21 protein-coding genes are annotated in these 26161 nt (G+C 73.3%); 12 read left to right on the forward strand and 9 right to left on the reverse strand.

The genetic code is table 11. From position 1 onward, the window contains the following. Nucleotides 1–128: 128 nt before the first annotated feature. The 3 genes from IE287_RS06770 to glxA all read left to right on the forward strand — a co-directional run bounded on the left by IE287_RS06770 (nt 129) and on the right by glxA (nt 4671). A complete protein-coding gene (locus IE287_RS06770) occupies nt 129–743 on the forward strand; it encodes a TetR/AcrR family transcriptional regulator (protein ID WP_229883340.1) in 615 nt (204 codons plus the stop codon). A gap of 91 nt (nt 744–834) precedes the next feature. Continuing rightward, on the forward strand, nt 835–2673 hold the full coding sequence (locus IE287_RS06775; RefSeq protein WP_229883314.1) for a glycosyltransferase family 2 protein: 1839 nt from the start codon (nt 835–837) through the stop codon (nt 2671–2673). Nucleotides 2674–2676: 3 nt separating this feature from the next. Next, nucleotides 2677–4671, forward strand: a complete 1995-nt coding sequence (gene glxA, locus IE287_RS06780; protein ID WP_189847979.1) for a radical copper oxidase GlxA — start codon at nt 2677–2679, stop codon at nt 4669–4671. A 51-nt stretch (nt 4672–4722) separates the two neighbouring features. On the opposite strand, the gene IE287_RS06785 is transcribed toward glxA, so the two are convergent. Together IE287_RS06785 and IE287_RS06790 are read right to left on the reverse strand one after the other, a co-directional pair. Then, the gene (locus IE287_RS06785) at nt 4723–5748 is read right to left on the reverse strand and encodes a glycoside hydrolase family 6 protein (RefSeq protein WP_189847980.1); all 1026 of its coding nucleotides are present in this window, start codon (nt 5746–5748) and stop codon (nt 4723–4725) included. 85 nt (nt 5749–5833) lie between these two features. Further along, nucleotides 5834–6829 (reverse strand): DUF5937 family protein, encoded by a 996-nt coding sequence (locus IE287_RS06790; protein ID WP_189847981.1) that lies wholly within the window; start codon nt 6827–6829, stop codon nt 5834–5836. A gap of 81 nt (nt 6830–6910) precedes the next feature. Here IE287_RS06790 and IE287_RS06795 point away from each other — a divergent pair, with 81 nt between their 5' ends. The 4 genes from IE287_RS06795 to icmA all read left to right on the forward strand — a co-directional run bounded on the left by IE287_RS06795 (nt 6911) and on the right by icmA (nt 11093). Further along, nucleotides 6911–8413, forward strand: a complete 1503-nt coding sequence (locus IE287_RS06795; protein WP_189847982.1) for an MFS transporter — start codon at nt 6911–6913, stop codon at nt 8411–8413. Nucleotides 8414–8433: 20 nt separating this feature from the next. Beyond that, nucleotides 8434–8943, forward strand: a complete 510-nt coding sequence (locus IE287_RS06800) for a MarR family winged helix-turn-helix transcriptional regulator (RefSeq protein WP_189847983.1) — start codon at nt 8434–8436, stop codon at nt 8941–8943. Nucleotides 8944–8987: 44 nt separating this feature from the next. After that, complete coding sequence (locus tag IE287_RS06805; RefSeq protein WP_189847984.1) at nt 8988–9320, forward strand: DUF3817 domain-containing protein; 333 nt, start codon at nt 8988–8990, stop codon at nt 9318–9320. A 72-nt stretch (nt 9321–9392) separates the two neighbouring features. After that, the gene (gene icmA / locus IE287_RS06810) at nt 9393–11093 is read left to right on the forward strand and encodes a coenzyme B12-dependent isobutyryl-CoA mutase large subunit (protein ID WP_189847985.1); all 1701 of its coding nucleotides are present in this window, start codon (nt 9393–9395) and stop codon (nt 11091–11093) included. Between the two features lie 68 nt (nt 11094–11161). Here the strand turns inward: icmA and IE287_RS06815 are convergent, their stop codons facing one another. Then, nucleotides 11162–11803: a TetR/AcrR family transcriptional regulator gene (locus tag IE287_RS06815; RefSeq protein WP_189847986.1), complete on the reverse strand. Its 642-nt coding sequence runs from the start codon at nt 11801–11803 to the stop codon at nt 11162–11164. Nucleotides 11804–12055: 252 nt separating this feature from the next. Here IE287_RS06815 and IE287_RS06820 point away from each other — a divergent pair, with 252 nt between their 5' ends. From IE287_RS06820 to IE287_RS06835, 4 genes are all read left to right on the forward strand, one after another. Beyond that, on the forward strand, nt 12056–13021 hold the full coding sequence (locus IE287_RS06820; protein WP_189847987.1) for a tetratricopeptide repeat protein: 966 nt from the start codon (nt 12056–12058) through the stop codon (nt 13019–13021). Between the two features lie 627 nt (nt 13022–13648). Continuing rightward, nucleotides 13649–14317 carry a DUF6230 family protein gene (locus IE287_RS06825; protein WP_189847988.1) on the forward strand — a complete coding sequence of 223 codons (669 nt, stop codon included), beginning with the start codon at nt 13649–13651 and terminating at the stop codon, nt 14315–14317. Nucleotides 14318–14424: 107 nt separating this feature from the next. After that, nucleotides 14425–14988, forward strand: a complete 564-nt coding sequence (locus tag IE287_RS06830) for a DUF6114 domain-containing protein (RefSeq protein ID WP_189847989.1) — start codon at nt 14425–14427, stop codon at nt 14986–14988. Next, the gene (locus IE287_RS06835) at nt 14978–16324 is read left to right on the forward strand and encodes a hypothetical protein (RefSeq protein ID WP_189847990.1); all 1347 of its coding nucleotides are present in this window, start codon (nt 14978–14980) and stop codon (nt 16322–16324) included. The genes IE287_RS06830 and IE287_RS06835 overlap by 11 nt, the downstream gene beginning before the upstream one ends. 69 nt (nt 16325–16393) lie before the next feature. Here IE287_RS06835 and pyk read toward each other — a convergent pair whose 3' ends face one another. The 3 genes from pyk to pta all read right to left on the reverse strand — a co-directional run bounded on the left by pyk (nt 16394) and on the right by pta (nt 21224). After that, nucleotides 16394–17824, reverse strand: a complete 1431-nt coding sequence (gene pyk, locus IE287_RS06840) for a pyruvate kinase (protein ID WP_189847991.1) — start codon at nt 17822–17824, stop codon at nt 16394–16396. A gap of 74 nt (nt 17825–17898) precedes the next feature. Further along, a complete protein-coding gene (locus tag IE287_RS06845) occupies nt 17899–19125 on the reverse strand; it encodes an acetate kinase (RefSeq protein WP_189847992.1) in 1227 nt (408 codons plus the stop codon). After that, on the reverse strand, nt 19122–21224 hold the full coding sequence (gene pta, locus IE287_RS06850; protein WP_189847993.1) for a phosphate acetyltransferase: 2103 nt from the start codon (nt 21222–21224) through the stop codon (nt 19122–19124). Before pta ends, IE287_RS06845 begins: the two co-directional genes overlap by 4 nt. 333 nt (nt 21225–21557) lie before the next feature. Here pta and IE287_RS06855 point away from each other — a divergent pair, with 333 nt between their 5' ends. Beyond that, nucleotides 21558–22583 carry a 6-phosphofructokinase gene (locus IE287_RS06855; RefSeq protein WP_189847994.1) on the forward strand — a complete coding sequence of 342 codons (1026 nt, stop codon included), beginning with the start codon at nt 21558–21560 and terminating at the stop codon, nt 22581–22583. A 254-nt stretch (nt 22584–22837) separates the two neighbouring features. Here the strand turns inward: IE287_RS06855 and IE287_RS06860 are convergent, their stop codons facing one another. From IE287_RS06860 to IE287_RS06870, 3 genes are all read right to left on the reverse strand, one after another. Then, complete coding sequence (locus IE287_RS06860) at nt 22838–23446, reverse strand: helix-turn-helix domain-containing protein (protein ID WP_229883341.1); 609 nt, start codon at nt 23444–23446, stop codon at nt 22838–22840. 196 nt (nt 23447–23642) lie between these two features. Further along, on the reverse strand, nt 23643–24329 hold the full coding sequence (locus tag IE287_RS06865) for a response regulator (RefSeq protein WP_189847996.1): 687 nt from the start codon (nt 24327–24329) through the stop codon (nt 23643–23645). Beyond that, entirely contained in the window at nt 24326–25987 is a 1662-nt protein-coding gene (locus tag IE287_RS06870; protein WP_189847997.1) for a sensor histidine kinase, read from the reverse strand. The genes IE287_RS06865 and IE287_RS06870 overlap by 4 nt, the downstream gene beginning before the upstream one ends. Between the last annotated feature and the right edge of the window lie 174 nt (nt 25988–26161).

A 26161-nucleotide genomic window follows, 5' to 3' on the forward strand; every position in this document is an offset into this window, starting at 1 on the left:
AGCAGGCACCGGAGGCGGGGAACGAGCGCGCGGACGGGAGCGGGCGCGCGGGCGGGGAGCGGCCGCGGGGCGCCCGGGGCCGGGAGGCGCGCCCGCGCGACGCGCAGGGACGGGAGACCCGCGAGAAGCTGCTCGACGGGGCGCTGCGGTCGCTCGCCGAGCACGGGATCGCCGGGACCTCCGCCCGGTCCGTCGCCGCCGCCGCCGGGGTCAACCAGGCGCTGGTCTTCTACCACTTCGGCTCCGTCGACGACCTCCTCGCCACCGCCTGCCGCCGCGGGGCCGAGCAGCGGGTGGCCCGCCACCGCGACCGGCTCCGGGCGGTCGGCGGCCTCGACGAACTGCTCGCCTTCGGCCGCCGGATGCACGAAGAGGAGCGGGACGCCGGACACGTCGCCGTCCTCGCCCAGCTGCTCGCCGGCGCCCAGACCCACCCGCGGCTCGCCCCGGCCACCGCCGCCGGGCTCGACCTGTGGATCGAGGAGATCGAGCCGGTGCTCCGGCGGGTGCTCGCCGGCACCCCCCTGGACGGCGTCGCCGACCCCGCCGGACTGGCCCGGGCCGGCGCCGCCTCCTTCGTCGGGCTCGAACTCTACGAGGGCGTCGACCCGGCCGGGGCCGGGGCGGCCCTCGCCGCGCTGGAACAGCTCGGCGCGCTGCTCGCCGCCGTGCAGGAGCTGAACCCGGTGGCGCGGAAGGCGCTCGCGTACACGCTGCGTCGATCGGGTGGACGCGGGCGGTAGGGCACCCTCACTCGGAGCACTCCAGTCGACACGCCGGACGAACTCCCCTTACGTGGGGATATCGACCCGATCGACCCCAGCTGGAGGCACCGTGCGGCCGGGAGACTACGACTACGACACCTACAGCCGGCTCGCGGGCCCCCTCACGGAACCGGGCACGGCGGAGTACAAGGTGCAGTACACGAGTCTGCTCTCCAAGGAGCCGCACCGAATACGAGCCGTCCTGCTGATGGCCCTCGCGCCGCTGCTCTCCGCGGTGCTGCTGGCCTACCTGGTCTGGCCCACCCACTGGACCGTCCGCGAGGGGGACGACACCTGGCGGGTGCCGTACGACACGGTGATGCTCGTGTCGATCGGCCTCATCTGCCTCTTCATGCTGGTGAACGTCACCTCGATCGCCCACGCCACCATGGTCGCCCGCGACCCCGTCCCGGTCCGTCCCGCGCGGGGCACCCGGGTCGCCTTCCTCACCACCCACGTGCCCGGCAAGGAACCGCTGGCCATGGTGCGCGGCACCCTGGAGGCCGCCGTCCGCGTACGCCACGACGGCACCCTCCACGTCTGGCTCCTCGACGAGGGGGACTCCGAGGAGGCCAAGGCCCTCTGCGCCGAGCTCGGCGTCCACCACTTCACCCGGGCCGGCGTCCCCGAGTGGAACCGCGGGAAGGGCCCGCACCGGGCCAGGACCAAGCACGGCAACTACAACGCCTGGCTCGCCCGGCACGGCGGCGCGTACGACTACTTCGCCTCGGTCGACACCGACCACGTGCCGCTCCCCGACTTCCTGGAGCGGATGCTCGGCTACTTCCGCGACCCCGACGTCGCCTTCGTCGTCGGCCCGCAGGTCTACGGCAACTACTCCGGCGCGGTCACCAAGGCCGCCGAGTCCCAGCAGTTCCTCTTCCACGCCCTCATCCAGCGCGCCGGGAACCGCTACCGCGCCCCCATGTTCGTCGGCACCAACAACGCCGTCCGGATCGCCGCCCTCCGGCAGATCGGGGGCCTGTACGACTCCGTCACCGAGGACATGGCCACCGGCTTCGAGCTGCACCGCCGCAAGAACCCGGTCACCGGCCGCCGCTGGCGCTCCGTCTACACCCCCGACGTCCTCGCCGTCGGCGAGGGCCCGGAGTCCTGGACCGACTTCTTCACCCAGCAGCTCCGCTGGTCCCGGGGCACCTACGAGACGATCGTCAGGCAGTACTGGAAGGCGCCGTTCAGCATGCCGCCCGGCCGCCTCCTCAACTACACGCTCATGCTCGTCTACTACCCCATGACGGCCGTCAACTGGCTGCTCGGCATCCTCAGCTGCGTCCTCTACCTGTGGCTCGGCGCCTCCGGCACCCAGGTCTCCTCCCAGGTCTGGCTCATGATCTACAGCGACGCCGTCGCCCTCCAGATCGGCCTCTACCTCTGGAACCGCCGCCACAACGTCTCCCCGCACGAACCCGAGGGCTCCGGCGGCCTCGCCGGCATGGCGATGTCCGCGCTCTCCGCGCCCATCTACCTCACCTCCCTCGGCTCCGCGCTGCTGCGCACCCGCGGCCGCTTCGTCGTCACCCCCAAGGGCGGCGCCACCAGCCCCGACCGGGTCCTCACCTTCCGGATCCACCTCTTCTGGGCGGCCGTCCTCGTCGCCTCCCTGGTGGCCTCGGTCCGCTTCGACCACACCCACGCGGCCATGCGCACCTGGGCGGTCCTCGCCCTCCTCGTCGCGCTCGCGCCGATCGGCGTGTGGGCCTGGACCTCGCTGCGCGCCCGGCGGGGCCGCACGGTCCGCGACCGGGCCCGCGCCCGCACCCGGGACCGCCGTCTCGCCCTCGCCCGGCAGGGCATCGAACTGCGCGCCGTACCACCGCTGCCGCAGCTCCCGCCGCCGCCCCCGCACCCGCCCGCGACCACCGCGCCCACGACGACCGGAGGGAACTGAGCCATGGCCTACCGGCCGTCCAGGAAGTTCAAGAAGACCCTGCTCGGCAGCGGCGCCGTCCTCGTCCTCGCGGCGCTCAACGCGCCCGCCGCCGTCTCCTTCGCCTCGGCGAAGTACCACGCCTACAAGATCGCTCAGCCCGGCTACAAGAAGAAGTACGGCTCCTGGGGCGCCGTCTCCGTCCCCGACGGGGCCCGGATCAACGCCATCCACGCGGCCCTGCTGCGCACCGGCAAGGTGCTGCTGATCGCCGGCTCCGGCAACGACCAGGAGAACTTCGACGCCGGCACCTTCGACACCGTCCTGTGGGACCCGGTGAAGAACACCTTCAAGAAGATCCCCACCCCCGAGGACTTCTTCTGCGCCGGGCACAGCCAGCTCCCCGACGGACGGCTCCTGGTGGCCGGCGGCACCGCCCGCTACGAGGTCCTCGACGGCGGGGTGAAGAAGGCCGGCGGTGGGATGCGGGTCAAGAACGAGAGCCCCGACAAGGCCGTGACGCTGAAGAAGGGCACCCTCTTCCGCTCCCCGTCCGGGGTCGAGTACGTCACCACCACCGACGTCACCGTCCCCAAGGCGAAGCGCGAGTTCGAGATCTCGTACTTCAAGAGCGGCCAGATGAAGCCGTGGAAGACGAAGGTGACCGCGGCCGAGGCCCGGGTCTTCGTCGAGGCCGTCGAGGAGGGGCCGCAGGGCCTCACGACCGAGGCCGCGCAGTACGAGGTCGTCGGCCTCGAGGGCGAGCAGGCCGACAACGTCTACGGCCTCGCCCAGAAGCTCACCACCGAGAAGCAGGACTTCCAGGGCATCAGGGCCGCCTACGAGTTCGACCCCGTGGCGGAGAGGTACATCCCGGTTGCCCCCATGAAGGACGCCCGCTGGTACCCCACCCTGGTCGGCCTCCAGGACGGCAAGGTCCTCGCCGTCTCCGGGCTCAACGACGTCGGCGACGTCGTCCCCGGCGACAACGAGATCTACGACCCCGAGACCAAGAAGTGGACCAAGGGCCCCTTCCGCTACTTCCCCACCTACCCCTCGCTCTTCCTCACCAAGGGCGGCAAGCTCCTCTACACCGGCTCCAACGCCGGCTACGGCCCCGCCGACAAGGGCCGCGTCCCGGGCCTGTGGGACCTGAAGACCAACCGGTTCACCGCCCTGCCCGGCCTCAGCGACCCCGACCAGCTGGAGACCTCCGCCTCCCTGATCCTGCCGCCGGCGCAGGCCCAGAAGGTGATGGTCCTCGGCGGCGGCGGCGTCGGCGAGTCCGCCAAGTCCACCGCCCGCACCTCCATCGTCGACCTGAACGCCGACAGCCCGACCTTCGAGGACGGCCCCGCCCTCCCGCAGGGCACCCGCTACCTCAGCAGCGTCCTGCTCCCCGACGACACCGTCTTCACCACCGGCGGCTCCCGCGACTACCGCGGCCGCAGCGGCAGCGACATCCTGAAGGCGCAGTTCTACGACCCCGCCGCCAACGCCTTCGCGGCCGCCGCCGACCCCACCGTCGGCCGCAACTACCACTCGGAGGCGCTGCTGCTGCCCGACGGCCGGGTCGCCACCTTCGGCTCCGACCCGCTCTTCGACGACAAGGACAACACCAAGCTCGGCACCTTCGAGCAGAGCATCGAGGTCTTCACCCCGCCCTACCTCCACAGGGCCGGCGCCGACCGTCCGGCCCTCGGCGAGGGTCCGCGCGAGCTCGACCGGAACGGCCGCGCCACCTTCAGGACCAAGGACGCCGGCCGGATCGCCAAGGCCCGCCTGATGCGGCCCAGCGCCGTCACCCACACCACCGACGTCGAACAGCGCTCGGTGGAGCTGGGGCTGACGAAGAGCCGGGACGGGCTCACCGTCACCGTCGACGCCCCCGGGGACCGCACCCTGGTCCCGCCGGGCTGGTACATGCTCTTCGTCACCGACGACGCCGGCATCCCCTCCGAGGCCACGTGGATCCAGGTGAAGGGGGAGGAGGGGCGGCCGGCGGGCGGCACGGAGTGAGACGGAGCGGGGCGGGCCGGGTGGACCGGGCCGGGGCGGGCCGGCGGGAGGTCAGGACTCCGCGCGGCGGGCCAGTCCCAGCGCGTACTCCGGCCACCAGGTCCCCGCGGACGGGCCGCCCCGGCACTGCCCGTCCGAGTCCCCCGGCCGCTTGATCCACAGGTACGCGTCCACCAGCGCGTCCCCGGTCCGGTCCGTCGGCGGCACGCCGAGCGACCGGCCCGGCGGATTGCACCAGGCCTCCGCCCGGTCCCCCGGGAGGGGGCCGGCGCCGTTCCGGCTCGTGTCGACGGTGAAGTGCATCCCGCCGAGCAGCCCCGACAGCGTCGCCCCGAAGTCCCGCACCGTCGCGGTGGTCTGGAAGTTCGACACGTTCAGCGAGAAGCCGTCCGCGCGGGCGACCCCCGCCCGCCGCAGCGGCTCCACCAGCTTCCCCGGGTCGTCGATCCACGCCGGGTTCCCCGCGTCCAGGTAGACCCGGGTCCTCGGCTGCCGCTTCAGCCGCTCGATCGCCTCCGCGAGCAGCGCCGAACGCTCCTCGTGGTACTGCGCCGGGGTGCAGCCGTCCGCCATGTGCGGCACCGCGTCCGGCTCCAGCACCACCACCGCCGAGGCGTCCCCGATCGCCGAGGCGAAGGAGTCCACCCACGCCCGGTACGCCTGCGCGTCGTGCGCCCCGCCCGCCGAGTACATGCCGCAGTCCCGGTGCGGGATGTTGTACGCCACGAAGACCGCCGTCCGGTCCTCGGCCGTCGCCCCGCGCACCGCCCGCAGGATCTCCGGCACCGGGTCGTCCCCGGCGGGCCACTCCGCGACCGGCCGCTCCGAGATCCGCTTCAGCACCCGGGCGTCCTCGGTGCGGCCCTGCGCCTCGTACCGCCGCACCTGCTTCGCCGCGTCGCTCTCCGGGTCCACCCAGAACGGCGAGCCGCCGGTCGGCGCGGGGGGCCCGCCCGTCGTCCCGGCGGGCGGGCCGACCGGGGAGGGCGCGGGCCCGCCGGAGGAACAGCCGCCCGCGGTCAGCAGCAGCGCGCCGAGCAGGGCGATCGTGGCGGTGGCGGTGGTACGGCGGGACATCCGGCCCCCAGGGTCGGCGACGAGGGGAGTGCGGGCGTGGGTCCGCCCGCGGAACGGGACGGACCGCGCCATCGTGACATGACGGTCATCCGGCGTCCGGCTGCGACACCGCGATCCCCAGCGGCGTCCGCTCGTAGAGCACCTGGTGGCCGTAGCGCCGCGAGGTCAGCAGCCCCGCCTCCCGCAGCACCGACAGGTGCGAGGAGACGGACGACGGCGCCCGGCCGAGGAGATGGGCCAGCGCCGTCGTCCCCATCGGCTCGGCGAGCGCGCACAGGACGTCCGCCCGCACGGGGCCGAGGAGCCGGGCGAGCGCCTCGGGCGTCCGCTCCCGGGGCTCCGTCCACAGCCCGCCGATCCCGCGCACCGGGTACACCACCGTCGGCTGCCACGGCTCCTCGAAGCCGCTCACCACCTCCGGCCAGATGAACACCGACGGCATCAGCACCAGGCCCCGGCCGCCCAGCGCCCGCACGTGCTCCCCGCGATAGCCCCGCACCTCCAGCACCGCCGCCTCCGGGTCCCAGGAGAACGACGGGTGCAGCTCGCCCAGCAGCCGCTCCAGCCCGCCGTCCGCGAGCCGCCGCGAGTGGTGGGCCACGTCCGCTTCGAGCAGCGCCCGCAGCCGCGGCCACTCCGGCGCGACCAGCGCCTCCCAGGCCGCTTCGAGCAGATCGGCCAGCCGCGCCACCGCGGCGGCGGGATCGGCCAGCAGCCGGCGCCCCCCGGCGCTCCGCGCCGCCCCCGGCGTGCAGGCCAGCGCCCGCGCGATGTCCGGCGCCGCGACCGCCGGGTCGACCGCCCGCACGGCCGCCAGCTCGTCCTCGAAGGACGCGGCGGGCCCCAGCGGGGGCGGGTACAGGAAGTCCGGCGAATGCCCCCGCTCCGGCATCAGCAGCCGGAGCGGCGCCAGCTCCAGCTCCCGCGCCGCCGTGGCGATCCGCCGCAGCCACGGCAGGTGGTACCCCTGCTGCCGGGGCCGCGCCAGCACCCGCACCGCCGCCTGCGTCTCCCACAGCGGCGACACCGCGAACCGGATCCGCAGCGCGTCGGCCTCCCCGAAGAGCAGGTGGTACGGCACAGGACCCCCGGTCGGCGGCGAGAGATTCGGCTGGAGCCGAAAGTCTAGGGCCGGCCGCGGCCCCGCCCGCACGCTGCCGCCATGCCCCCGACCGACACCCCCGGGACCACCGACACCACCGACACCGCCGAACCGCCCTCCGCCCCCGCACCCCGGCCCCCCGCCGCCGTCCCCGCACCCCCGGCCGCGCCCACGCCTCCGGCCTCCGCCGTACCCGGACCCCCGGCCTTCTCTGCCGTCCCTCCAGCCCCTCCGGTCTCCAAGCTCCCTCCGGTCTCCGAGGTCTTTCCGGCCCCCGCGGCCCCTCAGGTCTCCGAGGTCCCGGCGGCCCCGGCGGCCCCGGCGGCCCCGGCGGCCCCGGCGATCCCCGCGGCCCCCGCCGGTTACCTCGACGTCCTGCGGGTCCGGGAGTTCCGGTGGGTCTTCGCGGCGCACCTCCTCTCGATCCTCGGCCTCGTCGTCAGCGAGATCGCGCTCACCGTGCTCGTGTACGACCTGACCCGCTCCCCGCTGCTCTCCTCCCTCACCTTCGCCGTCGGCTTCGTCCCCCACCTCCTCGGCGGGACCCTGCTCGCCGGGCTCGCCGACCGGTATCCGCCCCGCCGGGTCCTCGTCGTCTGCGACCTCGTCTGCGCGGGCTGCGTCGCGCTCATGGTGGTGCCCGCGACCCCGGTCGCCGCGCTGCTCGCCCTGCGCTGCGCCGTCGCCGCCGTCGCGCCCGTCTTCCAGGGCACCCGGATGGCGACCCTCGCCGACGTCCTCGGCGAGGGCGACCTCTTCGTCCTCGGCCGCTCGCTCCTGCGGATCGTCGCCCAGTCCTCCCTCCTCGCCGGCTTCGGCCTCGGCGGCGTCCTCCTCACCCTCGTCCCCGCGCGCGGCGCCATCGCCCTCACCGCCGGCACCTTCCTCCTCTCCGCCCTCCTCCTGCGCCTCGGCACCGCCGCCCGCCCCGCCCGCGCCCCCGAGGCGCGCGAGGGGCTCGGGGCGACCTGGGGCGTGCTCCGCGACCGCCGGGTGCGGGCCCTGATGCTGCTCTTCTGGGTGCCGCCGTTCTTCGTCGTCGTCCCCGAGGCCCTCGCCACCCCGTACGCGGGCGACCTGGGCGCCTCCACCGCCGCGCTCGGCCTCCTCATGTGCGCCATGCCCCTGGGCACCGTCGCCGGCGAGCTGCTGGCCGGTTCCCTCCTCGGCCCCGCCGTCCGCTCCCGGCTCGTCGCCCCGCTCCTCCTCGCCGGCTTCCTGCCCTTCCTCCTCTACGCCCTGCGCCCCGGCGTCGCCCCCGCCGCGCTCGCGCTGGTCCTGGCCGGCGCGGCCGGGGCGTACACCCTGGGCCTCGACGCCTGGTTCGTCGCCGCCGTCCCGGAAGGGCGCCGGGGGAGGGCGATGACCCTGATGACGGCGGGCATGATGACCGTCCAGGGCCTCGGCATGGCCGGCGCCGGGCTCGCGGCCGAGTTCCTCCCCGTCCACGCGGTGGTGGCCGGCGCGGGCGTCCTGGCCGTGCTCTGCGTCGCCCTGCTCCTGGCCGAGCTCCGGGCGAGCGGCTTCCGGCCGAAAGGTGAGACGGAGCTGACCGGCATATGACCAGTCGGTAAGGTCGACGCGTGCCGAAGCCGCTCAGTCTCCCCTTCGACCCCATCGCCCGCGCCGACGAACTCTGGCAGAAGCGCTGGGGCCCGGTCCCCTCGATGGCCGCGATCACCTCGATCATGCGCGCCCACCAGATCCTCCTGGCCGAGGTCGACGCCGTGGTCAAGCCGTACGGCCTGACCTTCGCCCGCTACGAGGCCCTGGTGCTGCTCACCTTCTCCAAGGCGGGCGAGCTGCCGATGTCGAAGATCGGCGAGCGGCTGATGGTCCACCCCACTTCGGTGACGAACACGGTGGACCGCCTGGTGAGGTCCGGCCTCGTCGACAAGCGCCCCAACCCCAACGACGGGCGCGGCACCCTCGCCTCCATCACCGACAAGGGCCGCGAGGTGGTCGAGTCCGCCACCCGCGACCTGATGGAGATGGACTTCGGCCTGGGCGCCTACGACTCCGAGGAGTGCGCGGAGATCTTCGCCCTGCTGCGCCCGCTGCGGGTCTCCGCGCACGATTTCGACGAGGGCTGACCCCGGCGAAGATCGCCCCGGAACGGGCGGTTACGCTCGGCGGCATGAAATCCAGCGTGCTGACCCGCTACCGCGTCATGGCGTACGTGACCGCCGTCATGCTCCTGATTCTCTGCGGGTGCATGGTCGCCAAGTACGGCTTCGACACCGGCGAGGACCTGACCTTCGCGGTCTCCCAGACCCACGGTGTCCTGTACATCATCTACCTCGTCTTCGCCTTCGACCTGGGTTCCAAGGCCCGCTGGTCCTTCGGCAAGATCGTGTGGATCCTGCTCTCCGGCACGATTCCCCTCGCCGCCTTCTTCGTCGAGCGCAAGGTCGCCGCCGAGGTGAAGCCGCTGCTCAGCGGCGCGCAGCCGGTTCCCGCCCGGGCCTGACCCCCGCCCCCGCGCAGATGTGCGGGGGTTTGTCATCGACATTTACTAGGACGTCCTAGTAAATTCGAAGGCATGGACGCTGACGCCATCGAGGAAGGCCGCCGTCGCTGGCAGGCCCGTTACGACAAGGCCCGCAAGCGCGACGCCGACTTCACCACGCTCTCCGGGGACCCGGTCGAGCCCGTCTACGGGCCCCGGCCCGGCGACTCCTACGAGGGGTTCGAGCGCATCGGCTGGCCGGGCGAGTACCCCTTCACCCGGGGACTGCACCCCACCGGCTACCGGGGCCGCACCTGGACCATCCGCCAGTTCGCCGGCTTCGGCAACGCCGAGCAGACCAACGAGCGGTACAAGATGATCCTCGCCGCCGGCGGCGGCGGGCTCTCGGTCGCCTTCGACATGCCGACCCTCATGGGCCGCGACTCCGACGACCCCCGCTCGCTGGGCGAGGTCGGCCACTGCGGCGTCGCCATCGACTCCGCCGCCGACATGGAGGTCCTCTTCAAGGACATCCCGCTCGGCGACGTCACCACGTCGATGACGATCTCCGGCCCCGCCGTCCCCGTCTTCTGCATGTACCTGGTCGCCGCCGAGCGCCAGGGCGTCGATCCGGCGGTGCTCAACGGCACGCTCCAGACCGACATCTTCAAGGAGTACATCGCGCAGAAGGAGTGGCTCTTCCCGCCCGAGCCGCACCTGCGCCTCATCGGCGACCTGATGGAGCACTGCGCCGCCGGCATCCCCGCGTACAAGCCGCTCTCCGTCTCCGGCTACCACATCCGCGAGGCCGGGGCGACGGCCGCGCAGGAGCTGGCGTACACCCTCGCCGACGGCTTCGGCTACGTCGAGCTGGGACTGAGCCGCGGCCTCGACGTGGACGTCTTCGCGCCCGGCCTCTCCTTCTTCTTCGACGCCCACCTCGACTTCTTCGAGGAGATCGCCAAGTTCCGCGCCGCCCGCCGGATCTGGGCCCGCTGGATGAAGGAGGTGTACGGGGCGAAGACCGACAAGGCGCAGTGGCTCCGCTTCCACACCCAGACCGCCGGCGTCTCGCTCACCGCCCAGCAGCCCTACAACAACGTGGTCCGCACGGCCGTGGAGGCCCTCTCCGCCGTCCTCGGCGGCACCAACTCCCTCCACACCAACGCCCTCGACGAGACCCTCGCCCTCCCCAGCGAGCAGGCCGCCGAGATCGCGCTGCGCACCCAGCAGGTGCTCATGGAGGAGACCGGCGTCGCCAACGTCGCCGACCCGCTGGGCGGTTCCTGGTACGTCGAGCAGCTCACCGACCGGATCGAGGCCGACGCCGAGAAGATCTTCGACCAGATCAAGGAGCGCGGTCTGCGCGCCCACCCGGACGGGAAGCACCCGATCGGCCCGATCACCTCCGGCATCCTGCGCGGCATCGAGGACGGCTGGTTCACCGGCGAGATCGCCGAGTCCGCCTTCCGCTACCAGCAGTCCCTGGAGAAGGGCGAGAAGCGGGTCGTCGGCGTCAACGTCCACCACGGCTCGGTCACCGGCGACCTGGAGATCCTGCGGGTCAGCCACGAGGTCGAGTGGGAGCAGGTCCGGGTCCTCGGCGAGCGCAAGGGGCGGCGCGACGAGGCGAAGGTCCGCGCCTCCCTCGACGCCATGCTGGCCGCCGCCCGGGACGGCTCCAACATGATCCCGCCGATGCTCGACGCGGTCCGCGCCGAGGCCACCCTCGGCGAGATCTGCGACGTGCTCCGCGAGGAGTGGGGCGTCTACGTGGAGCCCGCGGGCTTCTGAGCCGCCGCGGGACGCGCGCGGGGGCCGGTACGGACGTCCGTACCGGCCCCCGCGCCGTGTCCGTGCCGTCAGCCGAGCGAGGCGAGGCCCCCCAGGCCGCCGACCAGCAGCGCCGAGAGGCGGCCGACCCAGGCGGCGTCGACCGGCTCGGCGCTCACCAGCGCGCGGTGCACCACGGCGCCCGCGACCACGTCGAAGATGAGGTCGTCGACGGCGTCCACGGCGACCGGGTCGCGCTCCGCGGGCAGTTCGCCGCGCTCCTGCGCCCGCCGCCGGCCGTCGAGCACCAGCCGCTTCTGGCGCTCCACGATCGAGGTGCGGATCCGCTCGCGCAGCGGGGCGTCCCGGGTCGACTCGGCGACCACGGCCATCAGCGCGGTCTTGGTCTCGGGCCGCTCCAGGAGGGCCGCGAACTGCAGGACGACGTGCTCGATGTCGGCCTGGAGGGAACCCAGGTCGGGCAGTTCGAGTTCGTCGAAGAGGACCGCGACGGCGTCGACGACCAGTTCGTTCTTGTTGCCCCAGCGGCGGTACAGGGTGGTCTTGGCGACTCCGGCCCGGGTGGCGACGTCGCCCATGGTGAGCTTGGACCAGCCCAGTTCCACCAGGGCCGCGCGGGTCGCCTCCAGGATGGCCTCGTCGGCCTCGGTGGAGCGGGGGCGGCCGGCGCGGGGGGCGCGGGGGGTGGGGTGGCCGGACTTGCATGACATGGACGACGACCATACCCGCCGGTAGGTACGGCGCCAGAGGAGCGCGATGTGAGGCAGTTCACGGGATGGAGCCCCCTCCGGCCGGGCCGGGGCCATTACGCTACGACCCGTAGCGAAAGGCTTTGAGCGGCCCGAGCGACAACCACGCAGGAACGCCGGGTGGGGACCCGGCGCAGGGAGAGCGCCCTCGGCGGAGGGCGCTGTTCGGCCACGGCTTACCGGATCGGTGCGCGGAGGGGGGAGGATGTACTCATGCAGCCCCGAAACATGTCCATGAGCGGCGTCGTCGACCTCGCCGCGGTGAAGGCGGCCGGAGAGGCCAAGGCGAAGGCGGAGCAGGCGCGCGCCGAGGCCGCCCGGCACGGCGGCCCCGCGGCGGTGCCGCCCTCCGCCCTCGTGATCGACGTCGACGAGGCGGGCTTCGAGCGCGACGTGCTCCAGCGTTCCGCCGAGGTCCCGGTCGTCCTCGACTTCTGGGCCGAGTGGTGCGAGCCCTGCAAGCAGCTGGGCCCGCTCCTGGAGCGGTTGGCCGTGGAGTACGACGGCCGCTTCCTGCTCGCGAAGATCGACGTCGACGCCAACCAGATGCTGATGCAGCAGTTCGGCATCCAGGGAATTCCGGCCGTTTTCGCGGTCGTCGCCGGTCAGGCGCTCCCCCTCTTCCAGGGGGCGGTGCCGGAGGCGCAGATCCGCGAGACCCTCGACCAGCTGATCCAGGTGGGCGAGGAGCGCTTCGGCCTCACCGGTCTCGCCGTCGACCGGGACGCGGACGGCTCCGCGCCCGCGCGGCCGGCCGCCGGTCCGTACGACGCGCTCCTGGAGGCGGCCATGTCCGCGCTGGACGCGGGCGACCTGGCCGGTGCGGTGCAGGCGTACAGGAACGTGCTGGCCGACGACCCCGAGCATCCCGAGGCGAAGCTGGGCCTCGCCCAGGCCGATCTGCTCAGCCGGGTGCAGGGCATGGACCCGCAGGCGGTGCGCAAGAGCGCGGCGGACGACCCGGCGGACGTCGCCGCGCAGATCGCCGCCGCCGATCTGGACCTGGTGGGCGGTCACGTGCAGGACGCCTTCGGGCGGCTCGTGGAGACCGTGCGCCGGACCTTCGGCGAGGACCGGGACGCCGCGCGGCTGCGGCTCCTGGAGCTGTTCGAGGTGATCGGCCCGGAGGACCCGCGGGTGATCGCGGGCCGGCAGGCGCTGGCGCGCGTGCTGTTCTGAGCCCCGTGTTCCCGCTCGCGGGCTAAGCGCCTGCTCAGGGCGGTGTGCCCCGCCGTACCGCCCGGCTCTTTGGCGACAGAGTGACAAGTGGCGGCCGCGCTTTACCAAATCTTGATAAACGCGGCCGCTGTTACTTGCAGTAAATCGAACCCGTGAGTCTGTCCGGGTTCACCCTCACATAAGCGGATTTCCCGCACCACGTGCCTCCACCCTGCGTACCCGGGCGGCGGCATCACGCCATGGCGTGGTCACGCATCCGTTACTAGCGAGTAATGAACCCCTTGTGCGGGCGCCGTGAATGGACCACGATCGGCCACGCTCGGTCCGAACCGCACGCCCCGGCAACCGCCTGGGAGCGCGGCGAGGGTCCCCACCGGGCGGACCGGCGCCACAGGCGGCCGGTCATCGGACAGGGGGGTTCCTGCTCCCACCGGGCAGGACCTGTCCACCGGGCCGTGCGCACGCGCGGCACATGGTTGTCGCTCGGGGGTGATCGCCGGTGATTCGGACGCGCTTCGCGCCTCCTGACGCCTCGGCGCTCTCCTTCCCGAGGACGTAGCTCTTCTCCCATCCCAGGACGGGCCCCGGGCCCTTCTTGGAGATGTACGTCCGAGAAGGAGGATTCTCATGAAGTCCCAGGTTCGTGGCGGGACCAGATGGAAGCGGTTCGCCGTCGTCATGGTCCCGAGCATGGCCGCCACGGCCGCGATCGGTGTCGGCCTGGCGCAGGGCGCGCTCGCCGCGTCCTTCGCGATCTCCGGCCAGGAGTTCAAGGTCACGACGGACAAGCTCGAGGGCACCGAGTTCGTCCAGTACGGCAGCATCGCGAACGGCAAGAATCTGGACGGCTCGCCGCTCCACGCCCCGGTCGCGGTCTCCGGCTTCGACACGGCCAAGATCACCAACATGTGCCAGTCCGTCGTGACCCCGGTCCCGGGTCTCGGTGACATCACCCTCCGCCTGGAGGCGGGTGGCGCCGCGGCCAAGTCCGGCAAGGACTCGGACAAGGTGCAGGCGAAGGACATCTACCTCGATGTCTCCTACCTGGAGGCCGACGCCGAGTTCGAGAAGATCGACATCGGTGTCGCCGCCGGCTCGCTCCCGAGGTACGAAGGCGGCCAGGGCATCCAGCCCAACACCCAGGCCAACCCGAACGGCTTCTCCCAGCGCGCCGACGTCGCCACGCTGAGCAACGTGAAGCAGAAGGCGTGGGCCACCACGGCCGCCACCTTCAAGCTCCCCGACCTGAAGCTGTCCCTGCACCGGGGCACCTCCAAGGAGTGCTTCGCGGGCTGACGCGACCCCTCAGGGTGCGGGCCGTTCCGGCGGCCCGCACCCGCTCCGGGGCCCGGCCCCGCCCTCTCCACCTTTCTCAGCAACACCGCTTCCAGGGAGCTGTTTCCATGAGCGCCGAGACCCCTGCCTCCCGCGAAGTCCCCAAGAAGGAGAACCGGTTCAAGGTCTGGCGGCAGACCCGGCCCTTCTGGGCGGGACTGTTCACCATCATCGCCAGCGTGCCGATCGCCTACCTCCCCTACGGGGACGTGCGGCTCGGCAACATCACCCTGGCCATGGCCACGACCGCCGGCGCCGGCGCCCTGATCATCGGCGTCCTGCTCTTCACGCTCGGCCTGACGATGTGGTTCCAGCCCGTCGTCCGGGTCTTCGCCGGCATCGCGGCGATCGTGCTGGGCCTGGTCTCCATCCCCGTGTCGAACTTCGGCGGTCTCGTCATCGGGTTCTTGTTCGCCCTCGTCGGCGGCGGCATGTCCGCGGCCTGGGCACCCGCCCCGCCGGTCGAGGAGACCGACGACGCGGAGCACCACGGTGAGCCGGTGACCTTCGAGAAGACCGTGGACGCCTCCGAGGCCCAGACCGTGATGGCGGCCGGTGTCCCCGAGCAGGCGCACGGACCGGCCACCGACACGACGACCGACGCCAACGGCGGGAGGAACAGTGCGGGGTGACGACACCCAGCCGACTGTCGCGAGGAGCGGGCCGCGGCACGCGGCCCCTCGCAAGACGCTGCTGAACAGGATCCAGGGTCCCGCGGGCAAGGCGATGGCGCTCGCCGCCATGCCGACCGCGGTGCTCATGGGCATGGGCCTCGCGCCCAGTCCCGCGCTGGCCGACGAGAAGGACATCCCCTTCGCGCCCGGCCCCTGTGTGACCCGCTCCGACGAGCCGGTGGCGGAGGAGACGACGGCCACGCCCACGGCGAAGGCCACCGAGACCGCGAAGCCGGAGCCCACGGCGACGGCCACGAAGCCGGCCGAGCCGACCGGAGAGCCGACGGCGACCCCGTCCGCGACCGCCACGCCCGGCGCCACGGCGACCCCGGAGCCGACCGCGACCACCGCCCGGGGCGGGGCGCAGGCCGTGGAGCAGCAGGCGGCGCCCGCCGCCGCGCCGACGGCCACCCCCACCCCCACGAAGTCGGTCGACCCGCTCGACCCGCTGGGCGTCGGCGACGCGCTCAAGGACTTCTTCGACGGGCTCGCCCCGAAGCAGGAGGCCACGGCGACCCCGTCGGCCACCGCGACCCCGGCGCCGACCCCGTCGGCGACGACGGCCGCCCCGAGGCAGGAGGCGGCCACGGCCGACGACGCCCCGGCGACCCGGGCGCCGGCCACCGAGGCGCCCGCCGGGACGGGCGGGACCGCGGACGAGAAGGCCGACGAGAAGGCCGACGAGACCAAGGCCGCCATCAAGGAGGCCGCGGAGAAGGCCGGCGTCGAGGTCCAGGAGCTCCCCGAGAGCGCCCAGGGCCTGGAGGCCAAGCCGGACACCGACATACCCGACGGCGCCAAGCCCCGCTTCCCGTGCCCCGAGCGCGACGACGCGGCCCTCGCCGCCGCCGAGGTCGAGCCCGGCATCCCGCTGCTGCCGGACGAGCCGTGGCGCCTGGAGTCCTCGCGGCTCACGCTCAGCGGCCTGGAGTACCACGGCATCGTCGAGGTGAAGACCTACGGCGGCAAGGTCAAGAAGGTCCTCAAGTTCACGGCGACCTACGTCGGGATCAAGGACCTGCACCAGATCACGGAGCACTCCGAGGGGTACGAGGGCCACGTCCGCTCCGACAAGGGCTCGACGTCGACCATCACCGGCGGCACGGTGACGATGTACACGGAGGAGCTGAAGGGCAACCTCCTCGGCATCATCCCGATCACCTTCGGTCCCGAGTCGCCCCCGCCGCTGGACCTCCCGGCGGTCTTCTTCACCCAGGTGAAGCTCAAGCAGGCCGGCCAGTTCGGCGGCACCCTCGCGGTCGAGGGCCTGCGCAACACCATCGAGCCGGTCTGATCCCGCCCCGCGTGGCGAAGCCCCCGTCCGATCCGGACGGGGGCTTCGTCATGGTGCCGTGCGGGCGGGTCAGGCGTGCTCGCCGCCGCCGAGGTGGTGGACGCGGACCATGTTGGTGGTGCCGGGGACGCCGGGGGGCGATCCGGCGGTGATGACCATGGTGTCGCCCGCGTTGTGGCGCTGGAGCTTGAGCAGCTCGGCGTCGACGAGGTCGACCATCGCGTCGGTGTTGTCGACGAAGGGGACCAGGAAGGACTCGACGCCCCAGCTCAGGGTGAGCTGGTTGCGGGTGCCCTCGTCCGTGGTGAAGGCGAGGATCGGCTGCTGGGTGCGGTAGCGCGAGAGGCGCCGGGCGGTGTCCCCGGACTGGGTGAAGGCGATCAGCGCCTTGCCGTCGAGGAAGTCGGCGATCTCGCAGGCCGCGCGGGCGACGGAGCCGCCCTGGGTGCGCGGCTTCTTGCCGGGGACGAGGGGCTGGAGGCCCTTGGAGAGGAGCTCCTCCTCGGCCGCGGCGACGATCTTCGACATCGTCTTGACGGTCTCGATCGGGTAGGCGCCGACCGAGGACTCGGCGGAGAGCATGACCGCGTCCGCGCCGTCCAGGATGGCGTTGGCGACGTCGCTCGCCTCGGCGCGGGTCGGCCGGGAGTTGGTGATCATCGACTCCATCATCTGGGTGGCGACGATGACCGGCTTGGCGTTGCGGCGGCACATCTCGACGAGGCGCTTCTGCACCATCGGCACCCGCTCCAGCGGGTACTCGACGGCGAGGTCGCCGCGGGCCACCATGACGGCGTCGAAGGCGGCGACGACCTCCGCCATGTTCTCGACGGCCTGCGGCTTCTCGACCTTGGCGATGACGGGGACCCGGCGGCCCTCCTCGTCCATCACCTTGTGGACGTCCTTGACGTCGGCGGCGTCGCGGACGAAGGAGAGGGCGACCATGTCGCAGCCCATCCGGAGGGCGAAGCGGAGGTCCTCGACGTCCTTCTCGGAGAGGGCCGGGACGTTGACCGCCGCACCGGGCAGGTTGATGCCCTTGTGGTCGGAGATCACGCCGCCCTCGATGACGACGGTCTTGACCCGGGGGCCCTCGACCTCGACGACCCGCAGCTCGACGTTGCCGTCGTTGATGAGGACCTGGTCGCCCTTGGAGACGTCGCCCGGGAGGCCCTTGTAGGTGGTGCCGCAGATGGACTTGTCACCGGGGACGTCGTCGGTGGTGATGACGAACTCGTCCCCGCGGACCAGTTCGACCGGACCCTCGGCGAAGGTCTCCAGACGGATCTTGGGACCCTGGAGGTCGGCCAGCACGCCGACGGCGCGGCCGGTGTCGGCGGAGGCCTTGCGGAGACGGTCGTACCGCTCCTGGTGCTCTGCCTGGGTCCCGTGGCTCATGTTGAAACGGGCCACGTTCATACCGGCCTCGATGAGAGCCTTCAGCTGCTCGTACGAGTCGACGGCGGGGCCCAGTGTGCAGACGATTTTGGAACGGCGCATGAGGCGGATCCTATCGGTTTGTTTCACTGCGGAATATTCCGGCTGGTGGAAAGTACAAATGGGCGCGGGCTCGCTCAGGCGTTCACTTCTCCGGCCGTCAGGGCGAAGGTCTGACGGGCGATCTCCAGCTCCTCGTCGGTGGGCACGACGGCCACCGCCACCCGGGCGTAGTCGGGCGAGATCACCCGCGGTTCGCCGGACCGCACGGCGTTGAGGTCGGCGTCCACGGCGAGCCCCAGCTCCTCCAGTCCGGCGATCGCCGCCTCCCGCACCGGCGCCGCGTTCTCGCCCACGCCGGCGGTGAAGACGACCGCGTCGACCCGGCCGAGGACCGCGTAGTAGGCGCCGATGTACTTCTTCAGGCGGTGGATGTAGACGTCGAAGGCGAGCGCGGCCCGCTCGTCGCCCTCGTCGACCCGGCGCCGGATCTCCCGCATGTCGTTGTCGCCGCAGAGCCCGACCAGTCCCGACCGCTTGTTCAGCAGCACGTCGATCTCGTCGGCGGACATGCCCGCCACCCGCTTGAGGTGGAAGGTGACCGCGGGGTCGACGTCGCCGGAGCGGGTGCCCATGACCAGGCCCTCCAGCGGGGTGAGGCCCATGGAGGTGTCCACGCAGCGGCCGCCGCGCACCGCCGAGGCGGAGGCGCCGTTGCCGAGGTGGAGCACGATCACGTTCACCTCCTCGGGCTCCTTGCCGAGCAGCCGCGCCGTCTCGCGGGAGACGTACGCGTGCGAGGTGCCGTGGAAGCCGTAGCGGCGGATCCGGTGCGCGTCGGCGGTCTCCACGTCGATGGCGTAACGGGCGGCCGCCTCCGGCATCGTGGTGTGGAAGGCGGTGTCGAAGACCGCGACCTGCGGCAGGTCGGGGCGGAGCGCCTGCGCGGTGCGGATGCCGAGCAGGTTCGCCGGGTTGTGCAGCGGCGCCACCGGCACCAGGCGCTCGATCTCGGCGAGCACCTCGTCGTCGACGACGGTCGGCCGGGTGAAGCGCAGCCCGCCGTGGACCACCCGGTGCCCGATCGCGGCCAGTTCGGGGGAGTCCAGGCCGAGCCCGTCGACCGCCAGCTCCTCGGCGACCGCCTTCAGGGCCGCCGCGTGGTCGGGGATCGGGCCGGTCCGCTCGCGGGTCTCGCCCCCGCCGCCGTGGAGCGGGCTGTGGGCGAGCCGCGAGGTGTCCTCGCCGATCCGCTCGACCAGCCCCTGGGCGAGCCGGCTGCCGTCGGCCATGTCGAGCAGCTGGTACTTCACCGACGAGGAGCCGGAGTTGAGGACGAGGACGCGGGTCGGGGTGGTGCTCATGCGGTGGGCTCCTGGGCGTCGGCGGCCCCGGCCGGGACCTGGGACTGGATCGCGGTGATGGCGACCGTGTTGACGATGTCGCTGACGAGGGCGCCGCGCGAGAGGTCGTTCACCGGCTTGCGCAGGCCCTGGAGGACCGGGCCGACGGCGACGGCGCCGGCCGAGCGCTGGACCGCCTTGTAGGTGTTGTTGCCGGTGTTGAGGTCCGGGAAGATCAGCACGGTGGCCTGGCCGGCCACCTCCGATTCCGGCAGCTTGGTCGCCGCCACGGAGGGCTCCACGGCCGCGTCGTACTGGATCGGGCCCTCGATGCGCAGCCCCGGGTGGGCCTCGCGGACCAGCTTGGTGGCCTCGCGGACCTTGTCGACGTCGGCGCCGGAGCCGGAGGTGCCGGTGGAGTACGAGAGCATCGCGATCCGCGGCTCGACGCCGAAGCGGGCCGCGGTGGCCGCCGACTGCACGGCGATGTCCGCGAGCTGCTCGGCGTTCGGGTCCGGGTTGACCGCGCAGTCGCCGTAGACCAGCACCTTGTCGGCGAGGCACATGAAGAAGACCGAGGAGACGATCGAGGCGTCCGGCTTGGTCTTGATGATCTCGAAGGCGGGGCGGATGGTCGCGGCGGTGGAGTGGACGGAGCCGGAGACCATGCCGTCGGCGAGGCCCTCCTGGACCATCAGGGTGCCGAAGTAGTTCACGTCGGCGACCACGTCGTAGGCGAGCTCCACGGTGACGCCCTTGTGGGCGCGCAGCGCCGCGTACTTCTCGGCGAAGGCGTCCCGCAGCTCGGAGGTCTGCGGGTCGATCAGCTGGGTCCCGCGCAGGTCGACGCTCAGGTCGGCGGCCTTCTTGCGGATGGCCTCGACGTCGCCCAGCAGGGTGAGGTCGCAGACGTCCCGGCGGAGCAGCACGTCGGCGGCGCGCAGCACCCGCTCCTCGGCGCCCTCGGGCAGCACCACCCGGCGCCGGTCGGCCCGGGCCTGTTCGAGCAGCTCGTGCTCGAACATCATCGGGGTGACCCGTCCGCTGGGCGCCACCGAGATCCGCCCCAGCAGGCCGGCGGTGTCCACGTGCCGCTCGAAGAGGCCGAGCGCGGTCTCCGCCTTGCGCGGGGTGGCCGCGTTCAGCTTGCCCTCCAGGGCGAAGAGTTCGGCGGCGGTGGGGAAGCTGTTGCCGGGGACGGAGATCACCGGGGTGCCGGGGGCGAGCCGGGCCGCCAGGGTGAGGACCGCGTCGCTGGGCCGCTCGTCCAGGGTGAGCAGGACGCCCGCGATCGGGGGCGTACCGGCCGAGTGGGCGGCGAGCGCGCCGACGACCAGGTCGGCGCGGTCCCCGGGGGTGACGACCAGGCAGCCGGGGGTCAGCGCGTCGAGGAAGTTCGGCAGCATCGCGCCGCCGAAGACGAAGTCCAGGGCGTCGCGGGCGAGCCCGGCGTCGTCGCCGAGGACGACGGTGGCGCCGAGGGCGTGGGTGATCTGGGCGACGGTCGGCGCGGCGAGCGCGGGCTCGTCCGGGAGGACGTAGCAGGGGACGGGCAGCCGGGCGGCCAGCCGGTCGGCGATGACCTCGCGGTCCTCGGCCGCGACCCGGTTGACGACCATCGCGAGGACGTCGCAGCCGAGGCCGTCGTAGGCGCGGAAGGCGTTGCGGGCCTCGGACCGGACGGACTCGGCCGACTGGCCCTTGCCGCCGACCACCGGGATGACGGAGGCGCCGAACTCGTTGGCCAGGCGGGCGTTGAGGGCGAGCTCGTCGGGGACCTGGGTGCCGGCGAAGTCGGTGCCCAGGACGAGGACGACCTCGTAGTCGCGGGCGACGGCGTGGAAGCGGTCGACCAGCCGGGAGAGGAGTTCGTCGGTGCCCTGCTCGGCCTGGAGCGCGGAGGCCTCGTGGTAGTCCATGCCGTAGACCGTCGAGGGGTCCTGCGTCAGCCGGTAGCGGGCGCGCAGCAGGTCGAAGAGGCGGTCGGGACCGTCGTGCACCAGCGGCCGGAACACCCCCACCCGGTCCACCTGTCGGGTGAGGAGTTCCATGACTCCCAGCTCGACGACCTGGCGGCCGTCCCCGCGGTCGATCCCGGTCACGTACACACTGCGCGTCACGCCGTGGTCTCCTGTCCAGTCCTGCGGAAGGGGCCCGTCCCGTGGAAGGGCCGTCCTGCGTGAGGGCCCGGCCCTTCCTCGGGCCCGGCCCTCGCCCTGCGTCAACCCCCCGGCCTCGAAAAGAAGCCGATAGGGCGGCATTACCCCCTTGACAATACCCTCGCACCTGGGTAGGTCGCCCGCTGTACGAAGGGCCTGCCCCACGGGACGAAAGACCCCCGGACGGACCCGCTCCCGGCACGCGCGGAGCAGTGGCGAACGCCCCGGACGCACCGGGCGTGTGAGAATCGAAACGGCTCAAACGGACCGCGACCGAGCAGGAGACACAGCACGATGCGTATCGGAGTTCTCACCGCAGGCGGCGACTGCCCCGGCCTGAACGCAGTGATCCGGTCGGTCGTCCACCGGGCCGTGACCAATTACGGGGACGAGGTGATCGGCTTCGAGGACGGCTACGCCGGGCTCCTCGACGGGCGCTACCGCCCCCTCGACCTCAACGCCGTCAGCGGCATCCTGGCCCGCGGCGGCACCATCCTCGGCTCCTCCCGCCTGGAGCGCGCCCGCTTCGCCGCCGCCTGCGACAACGCCAAGGCGCTCGTCGAGAAGAGCGGCTTCGACGCCCTCATCCCGATCGGCGGAGAGGGCACCCTGACGGCCGCCCGGATGCTCTCCGACGCGGGCGTGCCCGTCGTCGGCGTCCCCAAGACCATCGACAACGACATCTCCTCCACCGACCGCACCTTCGGTTTCGACACCGCCGTCGGCGTCGCCACCGAGGCCATGGACCGGCTGAAGACCACCGCCGAGTCCCACCAGCGCGTCATGGTCGTCGAGGTGATGGGCCGTCACGCCGGCTGGATCGCCCTGGAGTCCGGCATGGCCGGCGGCGCCCACGGCATCTGCCTGCCCGAGCGGCCCTTCGACCCGGCCCAGCTGGTCAAGATGGTCGAGGAGCGCTTCGCCCGGGGCAAGAAGTTCGCCGTCATCTGCGTCGCCGAGGGCGCCCACCCCCTCGCCGGCACCATGGACTACGGCAAGGGCGAGATCGACCAGTTCGGCCACGAGCGCTTCCAGGGCATCGGCACCGCCCTCGCCTACGAGCTGGAGCGGCGCCTCGGCAAGGAGGCCCGCCCGGTCATCCTCGGCCACGTCCAGCGCGGCGGCACCCCCACCGCGTACGACCGCGTCCTCGCCACCCGCTTCGGCTGGCACGCGGTGGAGGCCGTGCACCGCGGCGAGTTCGGCAACATGACCGCGCTGCGCGGCACCGACGTGAAGATGGTCCCGCTGGCCGAGGCCGTCACCCGGCTCAAGACGGTCCCCGAGGACCGGATGCGGGAGGCCGAGTCGGTCTTCTGACCCTCGCGCGCCCCAGGACGGAGGTCCCGCCCGGCGGGACCTCCGTCCTTTCCTTCCGGGCGACCCACGTCCCGCCCGGAGGGCCGGGTCCAGGCCGTCCCTTCCGGATCCCGCCGGGCCCGCGCCGACCGGCACCGCACCTCGCCGCGTCGCCGGGACACCCGGGTGCGTCCCGTACGGGGGCGCCCCCACCGCCTGTCGACGCACGGCACCGGGCGACGCGGGCCCGACCGGCGCGATCCGAAAGGGGCGGCCTAGTGCCCGACCGCCGCCCAGAAGTGGTCGTCGACCGTCTCCAGGTACGCCCGGCCCTCGTCGCCCGTCGCCCCCGACGCGCCCCAGCTGGACGTCGCCGCCATGTGGGAGTGGTACTCGGCGTGCAGCCGGGCGAGCGCCGGCTCCACCACCCGCTTGGACAGCGGCAGCATCCGGACGACCGGCTTCACGTACGCCTGCCAGCGGGTCGTCGCCGCGTCCCGCAGCAGCTCCGTCAGCCGTTCGCTCCCGCCGGTCGCGGTGACGAGGGCGCGCGGGCCGAGCCCCAGGGCCTCGGCGAGCGCGGCGGTCTGCCGCTCGGTGCCCTTCCAGCTGCCCTCGTCCTCCATCCGGCGGTACGCCTGCGCGGCGACGCCCACCCGCCGGGCGAGCTCCTCCGCCGCCAGCCCGCGCGCCACCCGGTGCTCCCGCAGGGTGGAGGCGGCGGCGATCAGGTCGGAGGGCGAGCACCACAGGACGCCCGCGAGCGCGGTCAGCTCCTGTTCGCTCGGCGCGAGGGTGCCGCGCTCCCAGGCGGCGACCGTGTCGGGCGTGACGGAGAGGCCGTACTGGGCGCGCAGGCCGTACGCGACGTGGCCCGGCGCCATGCCGAGCGCCTGGCGCAGGCGGCGGGCGGCCGGGGCGTCGAAGGGAGGAGAAGGATGGTGCACCCGGCCACGGTAGGCGTCTGGGAGGATCCGTGGCTACGGTGTGTTCGGCCGAGGCCACAGTCTGTAGGAACATGGGAACCGGCCGGTAATCGGGGCGTGACGTCCGGTGAGCGGGGGCCGGCGGGCCCCGGGCTCAGCGCCCGCCGCGCCACCGGTACTGGAGCTCCGGCCGGCCGATCTGCCCGTACTGCGGGGCCCGGACCGCCCGCCCCTCGGCGACCAGGTGCTCCAGATAGCGGCGCGCGGTGATCCGCGAGATCCCCACCGCCGTGCCGGCCTCCGCGGCGGTCAGCCCGGCCGGCGCCTCGCGCAGGGTGCGGGTGACCGACTCCAGGGTCGGACCGCTCAGCCCCTTCGGCAGGGCGGCGGCGTGCGGGACGCGCAGCGCGGCGAGCGCCCGGTCCACCTCGTCCTGCCCGGACGCCTCCCCGGCCGCGCCCCGGAACTCGGCGTACCGCGTCAGCCGGTCCCGCAGCGTGCCGAAGGCGAAGGGCTTCAGGACGTACTGGACCACCCCGAGGGACACCCCCTCGCGGACCACCGCCAGGTCGCGCGCGGAGGTCACCGCGATCACGTCCGCCCCGTGGCCGGCGGCCCGCAGCGCCCGCAGCAGGGCGAGTCCGTGCCCGTCCGGCAGGTAGAGGTCGAGCAGGATCAGGTCGACGGGGAGCCGGTCGAGCAGCCGCACCGCCGCCGCCCGCGAGTGCGCGACCCCGACCACCCGGAAGCCCTCCACCCGGCCGGCGTACAGGGCGTGCGCGTCGGCGGCGACGGGATCGTCCTCCACCACGAGCACCCGGATCTCCTGAGGCCCGCTCACGCGGCGCCTCCCCGCACCGGGGCGGCCGTCTCCGCGGCGGCGGCCGTCTCCGCGGCGCCGCGCGGGAGGGGGACGCGGACCGTGAAGCGGGCGCCGCCCTCCGGGGTCTCGTCCAGGGTGAGGGTCCCGGCGGCACGGGTGACCGCCTGGCGGACCAGCGCCAGGCCCAGGCCGCGCCCCGGCCCCCGGGTGGACCAGCCCCGGCCGAGCACCGCGTCCCGGTCGGCGGGGCGGACGCCGGGCCCGCTGTCGTCGACCCGGAGCAGCAGCTCGCCGTCGCCGGAACGGGCCGCGACCGTCACGGTCACCCGCGCCTGCGGAGTGCCGCCCGCCGCCTCCACCGCGTTGTCGACGAGGTTGCCGAGGACCGTGACGAGGTCCCTCGGCGCCAGGGACGGCGGGAGCAGCCCGTCGTCGATCCGGCTGCCCTCGGTGAGGACCAGCTCCACGCCCCGCTCGTTGGCCTGCGCCGCCTTGCCGAGCAGCAGCGCCGCCAGGACCGGCTCGCCGACCGCGTCCACCACCCGGTCGGTGAGCGCCTGCGCCAGCTCCAGCTCGGCCGTCGCGAAGTCCACCGCCTCGGCCACCCGGCCGAGTTCGATCAGCGACACCACGGTGTGGAGCCGGTTCGCCGCCTCGTGCGCCTGCGAGCGCAGCGCCTCCGTGAAGCCGCGCTCCGAGTCCAGCTCGCCGGAGAGCGCCTGGAGTTCGGTGCGGTCCCGGAGGGTCACCACGGTGCCGCGCCGCTCACCGCCCACCACCGGGCGGGTGCTGACGACGAGGACCCGGTCGTCGGTCAGGTGGGTCTCGTCGACCCGGGGCTCCGAGGAGAGCAGCGCCCCGGTCAGCGGCGCCGGCAGCCCGAGCTCGGCGGCCGGCCGGCCGACCACCGCCCCGTCCAGGCCCAGCAGTTCGCGCGCCCCGTCGTTGATGAGCGCGATCCTGCGCCGCCCGTCGAGCATGACCAGGCCCTCCCGCACCGCGTGCAGCGCGGCCTCGTGGTAGTCGTGCATCCGGCTCAGCTCGCCGGCGTTCATCCCGTGGGTGTGCCGCCGCAGCCGGGCGTTGATCACGTACGTGCCGGCGCCGCCGAGCGCGAGCGCCAGACCGGCCATCCCGAGCAGCGCGGTCACCTGCTCCCGCACCTGCGCGCTGATCCGCTCGATCGTGATGCCCGCGCTGACCAGCGCGACCACCCGCCCGCCGGAGACGACCGGGGTGATCGTCCGCACCGAGGGGCCGAGGATCCCGAGGTGGGTCTCGGAGAAGGTCTCGCCGCGCAGGGCCGGCTCGATGTGCCCGAGGTAGTGGCGGCCGATCTGGGCGGGCTCCGGATGGGTCCACCGCGTCCCGTCCGGTGCCATGACCACCACGAAGGCCACGTCCGCCCGGCGCCGCAGCTCCTCCGCGTACGGCTGGAGCGCGGCGGACGGGTCGGCCGAGCGGGCCGCCGCCACCACGGACGGGGAGCCGGCGACGGCGGTCGCCGTCGCCGTGGACTGGCGGCGCGCGGTCTCCTCGGCCTGCTCCAGGTCCGTGAGGTACGCGAAGACCGCGCATCCGGCCACGACCGCGGCCATCAGCACGACCTGCATCGCGAAGAGCTGGCCGGCCAGGCTGCGGGGCCGGGGGAGGGAGCGGAGGAGCGGGAGACGCATGCGAGCAAGTGTGCACGCCGGGATTTGCTCCGGTGCGTTGCGTTCCCGAATCGTTCCCTTCCCGACAGCCCCCGCCGCGCGGGCCCGGCCGGACGGATGACGTTTCGGCCATGAACGAAAGGAACGCAACGGTGACCCCGGTCACAGGCTGGTGGATAGTCGCGGAGTCCACCG

This window comes from Streptomyces omiyaensis (genome assembly GCF_014650895.1).
Taxonomy (GTDB): Bacteria; Actinomycetota; Actinomycetes; order Streptomycetales; family Streptomycetaceae; genus Streptomyces; species Streptomyces omiyaensis.